At 56.8% G+C, this 13235-nt stretch carries 9 protein-coding genes; 8 read left to right on the top strand and 1 reads right to left on the bottom strand.

What is annotated here, in order from left to right:
- Positions 1–35 precede the first annotated feature (35 nt).
- The 6 genes from SYN7336_RS12275 to SYN7336_RS12250 are packed head-to-tail and all read left to right on the top strand — an operon-like array spanning position 36 to position 9353.
- The gene (locus SYN7336_RS12275; RefSeq protein ID WP_017326243.1) at positions 36–452 is read left to right on the top strand and encodes a GPW/gp25 family protein; all 417 of its coding nucleotides are present in this window, start codon (positions 36–38) and stop codon (positions 450–452) included.
- A gap of 31 nt (positions 453–483) precedes the next feature.
- The gene (locus SYN7336_RS12270) at positions 484–2736 is read left to right on the top strand and encodes a putative baseplate assembly protein (protein ID WP_017326242.1); all 2253 of its coding nucleotides are present in this window, start codon (positions 484–486) and stop codon (positions 2734–2736) included.
- Positions 2733–3830, top strand: coding sequence for a phage tail protein (locus SYN7336_RS12265; protein WP_017326241.1), 1098 nt, complete (start codon positions 2733–2735; stop codon positions 3828–3830). The genes SYN7336_RS12270 and SYN7336_RS12265 overlap by 4 nt, the downstream gene beginning before the upstream one ends.
- Before the next feature lie 45 nt (positions 3831–3875).
- Positions 3876–5246 carry a hypothetical protein gene (locus tag SYN7336_RS27980; RefSeq protein WP_017326240.1) on the top strand — a complete coding sequence of 457 codons (1371 nt, stop codon included), beginning with the start codon at positions 3876–3878 and terminating at the stop codon, positions 5244–5246.
- A gap of 12 nt (positions 5247–5258) precedes the next feature.
- Positions 5259–6965: a sensor histidine kinase gene (locus SYN7336_RS12255; RefSeq protein WP_017326239.1), complete on the top strand. Its 1707-nt coding sequence runs from the start codon at positions 5259–5261 to the stop codon at positions 6963–6965.
- A 3-nt stretch (positions 6966–6968) separates the two neighbouring features.
- Entirely contained in the window at positions 6969–9353 is a 2385-nt protein-coding gene (locus SYN7336_RS12250) for a hypothetical protein (RefSeq protein WP_017326238.1), read from the top strand.
- Positions 9354–9456: 103 nt separating this feature from the next.
- Here the strand turns inward: SYN7336_RS12250 and SYN7336_RS12245 are convergent, their stop codons facing one another.
- Positions 9457–11259, bottom strand: coding sequence for a multicopper oxidase family protein (locus tag SYN7336_RS12245; RefSeq protein WP_017326237.1), 1803 nt, complete (start codon positions 11257–11259; stop codon positions 9457–9459).
- Between the two features lie 333 nt (positions 11260–11592).
- Between SYN7336_RS12245 and SYN7336_RS12240 the strand changes: the two genes are divergently transcribed.
- Positions 11593–12876 carry a bifunctional sterol desaturase/short chain dehydrogenase gene (locus SYN7336_RS12240; RefSeq protein WP_017326236.1) on the top strand — a complete coding sequence of 428 codons (1284 nt, stop codon included), beginning with the start codon at positions 11593–11595 and terminating at the stop codon, positions 12874–12876.
- 44 nt (positions 12877–12920) lie between these two features.
- On the top strand, positions 12921–13178 hold the full coding sequence (locus tag SYN7336_RS12235) for a chlororespiratory reduction protein 7 (RefSeq protein ID WP_017326235.1): 258 nt from the start codon (positions 12921–12923) through the stop codon (positions 13176–13178).
- The last annotated feature ends 57 nt before the right edge of the window (positions 13179–13235 follow it).

Below are 13235 nucleotides of genomic sequence, written 5' to 3'. Positions count from 1 at the left end.
GCTAGCCTGACACCAGCGCGGACTAGAGATCTCGAATGCCAGACACCAACCAGGATGCGCTCGTCGGGCGAGGATTTGCCTACCCACTGCGGTTGAGCGTGCAAGGCAAACTACAACTCAGCGCCTCCGAGCAAAACTTGCGGGAGTCGATCCTGCTGATTTTGCGCACCAACCTGGGGGAACGGAAATACCGCCCCAACTTCGGCTGTCGCTTGGGGGAATTACTCTTCGCCCCCATGAATACCACCACACTCCGCCAAGCCCGCCTCTTCGTCCGCCAAGCCCTGACCCATTGGGAACCCCGCATCGCCGTCGACGAAGTCCGCATCGTCAACCCCAACCCCCAAACCGGGCGCATGGATATCCTCATCGCCTATCACCCCATCAATACCCACGATCGCCGCAGTTTGGTCTATCCCTTCTATCTCGTCCCCGAGTCGGAACAGGTTTGAGCGGCGCACCAAACCCTACCCCCCCATCCCTATGGATCGCAGCTTTCTTCCCCAATTGCCCAAATCCGATCTAGACGATCGCACTTACCAGGACTTGCTGGACGAGTGCCTGTTGCGGATTCCGCGCTATTGCCCCGAATGGACCAACTTCAACCCCAGCGATCCGGGGGTGACCTTAATCGAACTGTTTGCGTGGCTCACCGACCAGATGTTGCTGCGCTTCAATCAGGTGCCCCGCCGCAATTACGTCGCCTTTCTCGAACTTTTGGGCATTCGCTTGCAGCCCCCCGCCCCGGCCCAGACGGATGTGACCTTTTATTTGTCGGTGTACTTGTCCCTCGGTCAGTCCCCCTCGCTCCCCCGCCAGCGCACCCTCAATGCCGGTATAGAAGTTGCCACTGTACGGGCGGAAAACGACGAAGCCGTCATCTTTTCCACCGACGAGGATTTAGAGCTCGCAACCCCCAGCATCAAGCATTTTTTGCGGGCCAACGCCGCCCTCGATCGCCCGGACGAGTTTTATGACTGTTTTGCAGCAGGCCGCTGGACGAATCTCTCGGAAGATCGCCTCTGGCGCGGGTTGGAGCAACTGGTGTTTGGGGAGTATCCCCAGCCGAGCCATTGCTTCTACGTAGTGTTTGAAGAGTCTGCCCCGCTGGAGGGCAATGTCATTTCGCTCATCTTTGAAGGACAAGCGGGTACCGCCACGGGAATCGACCCCGAGCAACCGCCACTGCGCTGGGAAGCCTGGGATGGCCGAGCTTGGCAGCCCGTCTTGCGATCGCTGAATGACGATGCCACCAAAGGCTTGAGTTTCGACGATCTGGGCAACCAACAGCAGCCCAATGCCGTCGTCACCAGCGCGGCCACTCTGCACATGCCCCGTCAGTGGCCGGTCGATACGTTTTCGGGCTATCGAGGCCGGTGGGTGCGAGCGGTGACAGACAGTTCGGACGGACAGCCCATGTATCGGCAATCGCCGCAAATTCAGGGGTTGGGGGCGCAAACCATCGGCGGCACGATTGGGGCGACCCAATGCTTTACGGTGCGGGATGAAGTGTTGGGCGTTAGCAATGGCAAACCGGGGCAAGTCTTCACTCTGGCCAGCCGACCCGTCTTGCCCCGTCGGCCCGAGGAAAGGGAATACATTGTGGTGGAGCTACCTGGAGGCTCGATCGAACGCTGGCAGGAGGTGGAGAACTTTGCCGAATCGGGGCCGAACGATCTCCATTACACAATTGATTCGCTCTCGGGGGAGGTGCAGTTCGGGCCGCTCATTCGAGAACCCGAACACCTGCAGCAGCAAACTGCCGAGCGCAGTCGCATGCAGTCGGGCGATCGCCTTCCCCTCCCTCCAGATGCCCCCCGCGAGCGGTTAGAACGGCATTACGGCAAGGTGCCGCCTCGCGGGGCCGAAATTGTGATGGCGGCCTATCGAACCGGGGGGGGGATTCGCGGCAATGTGCCGTCAAAGGCGATCGTGCAGCTCAAAACTGCAGTGCCCTACGTGCGGGAAATTGTCAATTATGTCGAGGCCCGCTACGGGGCCAATGCCCAATCGCTAGAAGATGCGGCGATTAAGGTGCCGACGATGTTTCGCACCCGCGATCGCGCCGTTACCCCCGAAGATTTCGAAGTGCTGACGGAGCGAGGGGGAGCGGGGCAGGTGGCCCGAGCCTATTGCCCGCCGCAGTTGCAAAACAGTGGGGGAATCGTGCAGGTGTGGGTGGTGCCTCAGGCCAGTACCGACGGCATCGAGCGCGGGGTGGGACTGCATCCCGATCGCCTCGCGATGACCCCCACTCTCAAGCAAACCTTGCTGAATTATCTTGACGAACGCCGCTTGCTGGGGGTGCAAGTGCAACTGGAGTCTCCCAATTACGTCGGAGTTTCGGTGCAAGCGGAACTGGGGCTGGAGCCGAAATACCAGTATGCCGATGCGGAGGAGGAGATTCACCAGCAGGTGCAGCAAGCCCTCTACCGCTTCCTCAATCCCCTCACCGGCGGGAAAGATGGCCAGGGCTGGCCGTTCGGCACGCCGCTATATCGCTCGGATATTACGGCAGTGATTCAGCCGGTGCCGGGGGTGCAGTTTATTCGCAATGTTTATCTCTATCAGTTGCGCCAACAGGGCGATCGCTGGCAGCGATCGCTGGCGCAGGACGGTTACATTGCTGTGGAACCGCTGGAATTGCTCTGTTCTTGGGCCACTGAACTGGGAGACGGTGTAGATTCCAGCCACTCCATCATCACGATCGGCGCGGGGGTGGGGGCAAGCCGATGACGCAAGCGATCGATCGCGCTCAGACCCCCTCCACCAGCAGTTCGATCGAACTGACGCTCACCCCCATGCAAGTGCCGGTGGGGTTAACCGCCGAGCAGTTGCAACAGCAGGCCCAATCCCCCAGCACTCAGCTCGCCACGGGAACTTACCTCGAACATCACGTCGGCTTGCTGGCCCATCCGGGGGAAACCAGCGAGATGGTGCTGCAGGCGGGCAGCGATGGGGACACCCTGCTGCAATTCGAATCCGTCCGGGTGGATGGAGACTTTCCCCCAGAGTGGTATCGGTGCGCTCCCGTTAGTGAGGGGGCCAATTTGCCCAAGCGACCGCCACTGTTGAATATTTCCCTCTATTTTGCGCCGCCCGCTAACTATTTTGAAGGGCCGATGGCAAAGGGAGAGCGCTGCCGCTTGCGCTATCAGGTGCGGGTGCAACTGGTGGCGGCAGACCCCGATAGCGGCCAGCGCCAATGGGCCTATGCAGCCTTCGATTTAGATGTTCGTCCCCGCAGCCTCTATCTCGATTTTTTGCCCAGTCTGTTTCGCGAAGTGGACTTTATCGGTCGTTTCTTGGCGATCGCCGAGCAGGCATTCGAGCCAGACGTGCAGGCACTGGACGCGATGTGGGCCCACCTCGATCCGCTCACGGCACCGGCTAAATTCCTGCCCTTTTTAGCCTATTGGGTGGGCTGGGTCGACAATCAGCGCTGGAGCGAGCCGCAGCGGCGCAGGCTCATTCGACAAGCGGTAGAGATTTATCGCTGGCGCGGGACGCAGCGGGGGTTGCGTCATTACCTCCACCTCTACACTGGCTTGCCGCTGGAGGATCTCGAGACGCTCCCCCCCAACCGTCCGCCCCGCATCGAGATCCGCGAAAGCTTTGCCCGAGGGCTGGTGCTCGGCCAAGCCCATATGGGCGAAGACAGCTTGTTGGGGCGGGGACGTCCCTTTCACTTTGCCGTTATCCTGCGCCCGGGACCCACCGATGTCGTGGACGAAGCCCTCGTACGGACCATCATCGAGCAAGAAAAACCGGCTTTCTGCAGCTACGATCTGACGATCGCCCCCGACCGACCTCCCCCCTCAACTGCTTGAAGTCTCGCCCTCAAGCTATCCCTTTAACCCCGACCCCCGTTCGCTATGGTTGTCTCCCCTTCCCACACCCCCATTCAACCCTTCGAGCGCCTCAAAATCTACGACGGCTTGCTCGTGGACGCAGAAGGCTGGCAACTGGCCCACTCTTACCACAGCCGCCGTCAAAACCTGCACTATCAGGCCCTCCACCGAGGCGGCATTCTGCACGGACTAGGGGTGCATCCGATCGCCCCTCCCCCCAACACCCCGAGCGAATATCGAGGCGATCGCTGGCTGCAACTACAGCCCGGAATCGCGATTGATGCGGCGGGCAACCCAGTTGTGGTACCTCAGCCAGAGCCCTACTACCTCGTCTCCCGAGCTCAATCCGAGCGTCCTCTGTTGGTTTATCTCGTCATCAGCTTTTTCGACCCCGCAGCAGTGGCCGAACGGTTTGTGGGCGATCGCCTGCAGGAGGACTTTCGCCTCTACGAGAAATCCACACCCCCGAACCCCGACGAAATCGAAGTCTGTCGCATTCTGCTCTCTCCCGACCCCGTTGTCCTGGCGAATGCTCGCGATCCGTTCCATCCCCTGGCCAACAACATCGACTTTCGCTTTCGACCCCAATTGGGCGCGCGATCGCAATCCAGCCTCACCATTGCCCATTTAGATTGCGCAGCTGCAGTGCCGCCCGCCGAAGACAGTATAGATTCCGAGCTCGCTGGCGTGGATGCCCTGCTGCAGGCGTTGCCCAGCGTCTATCCCGATCTGCAGGGGCAGCATCTCGGCCTGCTGCGCTTGCCAGCGGATGGAGGCGATCGCCCGCAGATCGACCTGTTAATGGCCAACTACTGGCAGTTATCTGCCCTGTCTCGCTCCGAGCTCGGCAGCCTCAACCAACTCCTGACTGACGGAGCAACCCTCCTCGTCACGATGGATGCCAGCCAAACCCACATTGACGAGCTAGCTTTGGTTCAACAACACCTGCGAGAGGCGATCGAGGACGTGCGGGAGGATCGGCTCTATGACGATATTCGCAAGGATTTAGAGGGAGAACTGCTCGCGAATCAGCCGGTGGTCGATCGCCTCTTGCAAAATTTGCGCCAAACCCTGAGAGAAACGCTCGATCTCGATTGGAGCTCCATTCCGACAGGGGGAGCCCAGATCGATTCCACTCACCCGCTGCGCTCCCGGCCCTTCACCTTCTCCCGTTTTCCAATGGTGAATCGGGGGCTAATTCTGCTGTTTAACTGGGAGGCAGTCGTACTGGCGATCGGCGATCTGGGCACGGGTTGGGGGGGGTCTAAATCCCCCGATATCCCTCGCGAAACGGTGCGGGAGGCCCAGGAACTCGGGGCCAATCTCCTCCACTTTGCCTGGGCTCGGCGACACCTGCGCGAGCTTCAAGTCGAGACCTCTACCCCCCACTCCTAGCGGACTGAGACTATGGCCGATTCCTATTCCCAGCGATCGCTCGTGCCGTCCATTCGGATTTTGCTCCCCAGTGTCGTCTTTGTCTTGGTGAGCCTTACCGGCCTGTTCTCCTGGTTTTTCACCGATCGCGGCGGTACAACAGCGATTCAAGAGATTTCAGCATCATTAATCGAGCGAATTAGCCGCAACAACGCTCAAGTGATGGAATCTTTTCTGCAAGATTCGGAAACAATTTTGCGGATTAGTCAGGCGGCAGCGATCGGTGGAGATGTTCCGTTAGTGGCATCGGATTTTTGTGCTGGTCGAGCCAGTTGTTCGGAAGCGGAGTACGTGCAAAGAATTCGAGATTTTTTATATCTATCGGTGAAAAACTCGCCATCTATTCGCTCCATGCTCTTTGGCAATGCTGCCAGCAATCCCGCCTTAAGTCAGAGCGTTCGGGGTAATTCCAATATTGCGAACATTCAGGACGATCCGACATTCTCTGGAGATATTTTTGTCAAAATCGAAGAGCTGGATAGCGGATTCATCGTGAAGATTTTGGCTTCGTGGACATCTGGCCAATTACTCACGTATCCTCTGGATGACAGTGGTAACTACATCGAGACGCTGTCTGGAAACCCCTCGATTCCAATTAATTCTACGGCCTCCACCGACTTCGCACTGGCCCAGCGACCTTGGTACGTAGAAGGGCTAGAAGCAATTACCAATTGTAGTGACCTCCTCTTATGCCAAGAGGATATTGGAGAAGTATACGTATTCGCCGGTAACGAAATTGGAGTGACTCCTAGAATTCCGATTCTCAGTACAGAGAAGGACGGCCAGAACAATCCGAGTGACAACCCGATCTTTGGCGGTATTTTGGCGATCGACTTACCCGCCGATAACGTGAATGACTTACTAGCCGGTCTGGCTGCAGGGGCTCCAGTCAGCTCTCTCAACCCGTTTTTTGTCACGAACGATTCAGGGCAGTTTATTGCCAGTTCTCTGCAAGAATCCCTCGAAACCTGTTCGACTGATAATCCCGATCCGAACTGCATCCCTCCGAGATCCTTACAATATAGCGACCATCAACTCATCCGCGATACTTATCAGTTCTTAAATACAAAATTTGCCGAGTCTGGCGGATTTGCTGGTATCGATCCAGAGGCTTGCCTCGGGACGATCTGCAAATTTTCGTTTGCAGGATCGAATAGTGCAGACGATTCGAATGGCATTGCTGGAGGGCAGATGATTGTGGTTCTTTCCAAGTTGGCGATGCAACCTCAAGATTGGTTTGTGATTGAGGTAATTCCCGAGCGGGAGTTTCTGGATAGATTAATTGAGGGACGGCGGAATACTGGCTTGACGGTGGTTGGCTTGGTGCTCGTCTTTGTGATTGGCGGTGCCTTATTCGGTCGAATCTGGATTACTAAACCTCTACAGAGATTGAGTCGAGCAGCAGACGACATCGAACACGATCGCTACAAGCCCGAAAGTATTGGAGCCATGACCAAACGATCTGACGAGCTCGGCGAGCTGGCAGAAACGCTACAGCAAATGGGAGCATCGGTGGACGATCGGATTGTCAAATACAAGCAAAAGATCGGCGAGCTGGAAAAACAGTTGAACGAACGACAGGAGGGGTCGGCGCTATTTCAGTACTTGAATTCCCTGCGAGCCCGCTCGCGTCACGTGCGCGCGATCGCCCAGCAGGACATTCAGGGGGGCGAAAAGTGACGCATGGCTACTGCAAAGATTGACTACAGCATTGCTGTCACCCCCCCACAGTTGACCTACACCCCAGGGGGCGATCCGGCCAAATTGCAGGTCAAAGTGACCAATCTGGCCCCCCGTCGGGTGTCATTTTGGCTAGAAGTCATCGCGGCAGGCATTCAGGTGCCTGCCGATCGCCGTTGGTACCGCGTCTCCCCCGACACGGGCGTGAATATTCCCCCTTGGGACTCCACCGAGTTTGAAGTGGCGATTATTGCCAATCCCAAACCCCATTACGCCGGCTTGATGAATCTGAGCGTGCGGGCTATCTCCCCTCAAATCGATACAGAGCCGCCGCCCGCAGTGGTGCGTTTGGAGATCGAGGGCAGTGCGATCGAGCCCCTGCAACTGTCCCTCGCCGAGACCCCCATCTCAGTCCCTGCCGGGGGAACTGCCCAGATCGAGGTGACGGTCAACAATCCGAACCGCCTCCCCCTGCGGGACAGCTTGCTCTGTCGCCAGCTCGATGCTGCTTGGCTGCCTCAAGGGGCAGAATGCCCGATCCAGATCGAAGGACGGGGCAGTACCAAAGTAGCCTTCGCCGTACAAGTCCCTCCTGCTCCCCACGCCATCAGCCAAAACTATCCGTTCGAAATTGTCACCCAACACTCCCCTGCCCCTGCCAGCGTTGCCGGACATCTGGAGATCGCCCCTGAAGGGGACATCGCCCTGACCTGTCCCAATCCCAAACAGGTACTGCCCAACCGCCGCGAAAAATCTGCCCGAGTTCTCGACACCGCCCTCTATACCCTCCAGTTCCACAACCGCAGCAATCTGCATCAAACCATCACTGCCACCCTCGCCTACGACTCCCCCGAGCGCCGCGATCGCGCTTGGGAACGGGCAGCACTGACCGAAGAAGAGCTCCTCCCGCAACTGGAAATTGCCCCTCCCCAACGAGAGCTACCTCCTGGAGAAGAGACCGAACTATCGTTGCTGGTGCGCAGAATCCGCCCCAGATGGGGATGGCGGCGTCGCTATGCCCTCACTGCCACCGGCTCCCTTTCCCGCCCGGATGTACCCCTTCTACCCCCACAGCAGCCGTTAAGCCTGGAGGTATTGCCCCTCGTCCCGTTTGTACTGCAGGTGTTGGCAGCCCTCTTATTCCTGGCCCTCGTGATGGTCTTGCCCCTGTGGTTTTGGCGCTGGCGATCGCAAATGCAGCACCATGCCGCTCCCGTTAGCACCGTGCAGTTTAATGGGGGGGGCGGCAGGGCTCTCAGTGGCTCCCTCGACACGACCGTGCGCCAATGGCAAGTGCGGGGTCGTCGCTTGCAGTTTCTCGGTATCGTCAATCCTCCGCCAGCTGCAGGTACTGTTTCCCCCACTAGCACTTCTGCCATCCATGCGATCCGCTATCGACGCGAAGACAATACCTGGGCCGCCGTTGGCTACGAAAATGGCGATATCCAATTGTGGAATTTACCCCAGCGTTTATCCCGTCCGTCCTTCGCCCAGCATCTCTCTAGGTTTCATGGGGCAGAAGACCTGTCAGCTTGCAAGCTCAAACCAGAGGACTCCGGCCTTCCCCCGGCCGTCGCTGCAAGCACCGCCACACCGGCAACGCGACTCTTGAGCGATCGCGTCTTCGATTTGGCCTTCCTGCCTCGCAGTTCCGTGCTGTTGAGCGCTCACGGCAGTGGCAATATCTATCGGTGGGATTTGCAGCTAGACGGGAGTAACGACGCTCAATTGCTCAATCGACAACTGCAGCCCATTCCCATCCAAACTCGATCGGGAGTGCCGATTTGCACGGCGATCGAGACCATTGCTCCCTTTAGCTGGAATGGCGATCGCTATCTGGCCATTGGCGGTCAACGGAACCGTCTCGATCTGCTCGACCTGGACGAGCCCAAGCCGACCGAGAGCCTGACGCGATTGAGTTATCCCCTCGGCACCCTCCCCCCCGACGTTAGCTTCATTTCTACTCTCGCCATCGCCATCGAACGCCCTGAGGTTCTGGCCGTGGGGGACAACCAAGGCAACCTCACCCTTTGGTCTCTATCCCAATGCTTCAGCCAAGCCAACTGCCAGCCCACCAGCAGCCAAGCCGCAGCCCACGGCGGCCAACCAGTTCAATCGGTGGCTCTGACTGCCGATGGCTGTTACCTCGCCAGTGGCGGTCTTGACGGGCAGGTTTTACTCTGGCCCCTGAACTACGACGATAGCGGTAATGCCAGTTTCTTCACTCCCGTTCAGATTCGTCAGGATGCCAACAACCCGATCGCCTCTGTCGATGTGTTTCGAGAAGGCGATCGCGTCTTAGTCCTGAGTGGTGGCGAAAACAAGCGCGTACAACTTGACGAACATCGCTTGCAGTCTGCCGGTCTTTGCAGGCAGCCAGGGGTTTAGCTCTCGACGCCAGCGGTTCTCTCGATGTCTACACAATTCAAAGCCTGCCAACTGGCAGGCTTTAGGTCGATCGACTCGCGAATTCCCCGCTAGCGATCGCCTTTTAGAGCGGACATTCTGCAATCGGAACTGCCGGAGAACCACAAGGGGGACAGGGTTTTACCCCTTCTTCATAAACTTCAAATTGAGTCATCATCGCGTGGTCTTCGTGAACGAGATTGTGACAGTGAATCATATAAATCCCCTGAATTAATTCGCCATCTTTTTCCAGTTCTCCCTCTGTATCCTCATCCAGACCTCGCGGTACGCCAAATCGAGCTATCAGTCGAACTGTTTCAAACTCTTCAACATTAAAAACATCTTTCCAACCCATCTCGTAGGGCAAAGGAGGTTTGCCGTTGCGATCGAGAATTTGCATATCTGTCAGGTGTATGTGAACCGGGTGATTCCAACCCCCGCCGGGGTTAATTAATTCCCAAATGGCGTAATCGCCTGCCTTGACTCGCGCGTCAATCCGATTGCGGTCCCACTTTTTGTGATTAATGGTCCATTCCGAGCCGGTTAAGCTAAATTTCCATCGCTTGATGGGCAGTTGGTCGAGGCGGATGGTTGGATCGCGATCGAACCGGTTGATGGGTCGCAACTCATCCGGCAACTGGGAATCATCCCGAACGGGGGGACCGACCACATCAAACCGCATCAGGGCGTGGCTGCGATTGCTGGGATCTCGGGAAACCGACCAAGGCTCATTGCGCAGATAAATTTGAGTACCTTCAGCGAATTTGGCAAAATCAATCACCACCTCATACCGCTCTGCCATGCCCAAACGCAGGGTGTTGGCCGGTCCAGTCGGCCCTGCAATCGGCACGGGAGTCTCTAACAAGCCGCCATCGCTGGCAATGACATACATGACATCATTGCTCCAACCCTCCAGTGTCTGGCTGATAAAAAGCTGGTAGAGGCGGGAGGCTGTGGCATTCAGAATGCGAAAGCGGTATTTGCGTCGCTCTACCTGCATCACCGGCCAAGGAGCTCCATTCACCAACTGAATATCGCCGTAATAGCCCCGCTTGCGGCGATCGTCGAAGTCAACTTGTCCGTTTCGATCCAAGCTCACCTCTTGCAGCATTAAGGGCACGTCGTATTTGCCTTTCGGCAAATTCAAATCGCGCTCCAGTTGGTCCTCCACAATGTAAAAGCCCGCCAATCCCATCGCGACATTGCGAGAGGTTTTGTCGATCGCGTGGTCGTGATACCAAATGGTGGCAGCGCGATCGTTCGGGTAAATATATTGCTTGCAGTAGCCCGGTTTAATCAAATCTTCGGCATAGCCGTCGTACTGCGGTAGCGAAGCCATGCCGTGCAGGTGTACGGAGGTACAAATGGGAGCACCCCCGCGATCGTTGCCCAGGTCGTTCAGAAACGTCACAACCGATTGTCGCAGGGTATCTTCTTTCTGCAATCCACCCGTTTGGCGAATCACAGGCCCCGGTACCGTGCCGTTATAGCTCCATAGTTCTGTCGCGGGCCAAGCTTCATCTAAAATTTGCACCGACACCTTGCGCATTTCAATTTTGAAATAGTCGGTGGGAGTATCTCCTTTTCTGGGATCGCCTTCGATGCTGTCGTAGGGCTTTAGCTCTTGCAAGATCGGCAACGGTCGTTCGAACTGCTTCACCTGCGGGCTGTAGGGGATGATGTGGGGAGTATTGCTAGGGGGCAACTTTCTAGGCTCGCACTCAACACATTTCACATCCCCTTGGCACAGATCGCCATTAGCCCCCACCGATCGCGCTCCACTCAACCACAACGTTCCACCGAGCAAACCCCACTCGATCGCTTTGCGCCGTTTGATTTTCACAATTCCCTCTCCCAATTTGCCGATCCCACCACCTGCAAACACCACTGCGGTCAACTCGAGCTGACCTCTGTAACTGCTATGGTCTGTAACTGCTATAGATTGTGAGGAGATCGTGGCCCTCTACTGCAGTCGGGCCATGGCGATCGCTTGCCTGCGTGCAGGAGGTGAATAGAAGTTCGATGAAGCCTTAATCCACTCCTACTACAGGATGTTTGACGGTCTGTCGTTTGGGCAAATAACTTTAGATTAAACCCCTCAAAAGCAGGAAAATCCCGATCTTTATTTACATTCGCACACACTATTGCAACCGAATGCGTCAGAATATTGCAAAGATGTAGCCTTTCGGCAGGCATCGACTTTGGCTTAGGTGTGCAGTGTATGGAACTAGATTGGCTGGCGATTTGCGGCTGGGGTGCGGGTTCGATTTTATGGGCCGAGATCGTGCGCGATCTCTACCATGCCCTCTCCCATCAATGGCCCTGGCTGTATCGCCACCACGTTTGGCATCACCGCGTCTTTCGTCGCGATCTCACCTTTGCCAATGCAGAGATTTATCAACAGGCCCAATGGCATAATGATTTTCCCGAATGCTTGGTGATGTTGGCAATGGCGATCGCCTTTAGCGGTCTAGCCTGGTGGCTGGATGCCGCCCATTACAGCGCGACTGGGTTGGGTATTGTTTACGTGCTCGGGTTTCTGGTTAGCTGCATGGCTCGCGGCAGCGGCAGCGAGTGGGCGCGGCAACTGACTGACATCACCCATATGCCCGGTCCGTTTCTGGCGCCGCCCTCTGCCTGGATCGTGAATCGTCCCTATCATTGGCGACATCACTTCGATGACGATCGCGCCTACTATTGCAGTACATTTTCGCTGGTTGACAAGCTCATGGGTACGGCATTGTCGTTGAAGGGCAAAACAGTTGCAGTGACGGGGGCTTCGGGCACGTTGGGGCGATCGCTGCTCCTGCACTTGCATAAAGCTGGAGCCAAGCCCGTTGCCCTCACCTCGAAGCCGCAAGCCATCGCAATCGAGCTGGATGGAGAAAGGGTCGAGCTCAAAACTTTGACCTGGAGCGTGGGTCGCGAATGGGAGTTGGCGGAGCACCTGCACAAAATCGATATTCTGGTGCTCAACCACGGCACGAACGGGCATGGCGATCGGACCCCCGAAGCGATCGCTCGAGCTTACGAAGTCAATGCCTTTTCCAGTCTGCGGCTGTTGAACTTATTTCTGGAGACCGTTCGCACCAACGAGGATATTGCCAGCAAAGAAGTATGGGTCAATACTTCAGAAGCTGAGGTGCTACCGGCAGTCAGCCCCCTTTACGAATTGTCCAAACGTACCTTGGGGGATTTGGTCACGCTGCGGCGACTGGATGCCCCCTGCGCAATTCGCAAGCTAGTGTTGGGACCATTTAAGAGCAATCTCAATCCGATTGGGGTGATGTCTGGCGATCGCATTGCCCGCCAAATTGTCGCCCTAGCCAAACGGGATGTCCGCAATATTATCGTGACAATTAATCCCCTCACCTATCTGCTGTTTCCTCTGAAGGAGGGGATGAACTCGCTATATTTCCGTTGGTTTAGCCAACCAGCCGAGCAGTTGGGGGCTGCCGACATGGAGGTCAAGGCTAGCGCCAATAGTGCTGGGAGAAACGGCTAGATTGAGTCAAGAGAGATGCGATCGCATAAGAGGGTTGACCGACCGTGCCCGAACAACTATTTGAAGAAAACCACTACGTTTTGCTGATGCCGGGGTGCCCGGAGGAATTCGTCTCTGCTGCCGAACTGGAGGTGTTTTTGGAACGGCTACTGCAGGAATATCCCGACGCAGCGGATGCCGACATTCAGCAATACGACACGCCCGCCAAACGAGCACAGCGGCTGATTCAAACCACCTGCGAACTGCCCATTGCCCCCGGTCAAATGGTCGAATGGTATGCTGTGCGCCTCAACAAGCGCTAGGCTGCGGTCTTGCCGACTTCCTGCTATAACATCAAATTATTCAGAAAAAGTCGAAGC

The organism is Synechococcus sp. PCC 7336 (assembly GCF_000332275.1).
Classification (GTDB): Bacteria; Cyanobacteriota; Cyanobacteriia; order Thermostichales; family PCC-7336; genus PCC-7336.
The sequence above is the reverse complement of the archived record's forward strand: the minus strand, read 5'-3'. Positions and strand labels throughout refer to the sequence as shown.

Excerpts from the sequence above, each read along its gene's own strand:
- SYN7336_RS27980 (WP_017326240.1), top strand. The coding sequence starts at position 3,876 with ATGGTTGTCTCCCCTTCCCACACCCCCATTCAACCCTTCGAGCGCCTC.
- SYN7336_RS12275 (WP_017326243.1), top strand. The coding sequence starts at position 36 with ATGCCAGACACCAACCAGGATGCGCTCGTCGGGCGAGGATTTGCCTAC.
- SYN7336_RS12250 (WP_017326238.1), top strand. The coding sequence starts at position 6,969 with ATGGCTACTGCAAAGATTGACTACAGCATTGCTGTCACCCCCCCACAG.
- SYN7336_RS12265 (WP_017326241.1), top strand. The coding sequence starts at position 2,733 with ATGACGCAAGCGATCGATCGCGCTCAGACCCCCTCCACCAGCAGTTCG.
- SYN7336_RS12240 (WP_017326236.1), top strand. The coding sequence starts at position 11,593 with ATGGAACTAGATTGGCTGGCGATTTGCGGCTGGGGTGCGGGTTCGATT.
- SYN7336_RS12270 (WP_017326242.1), top strand. The coding sequence starts at position 484 with ATGGATCGCAGCTTTCTTCCCCAATTGCCCAAATCCGATCTAGACGAT.
- SYN7336_RS12255 (WP_017326239.1), top strand. The coding sequence starts at position 5,259 with ATGGCCGATTCCTATTCCCAGCGATCGCTCGTGCCGTCCATTCGGATT.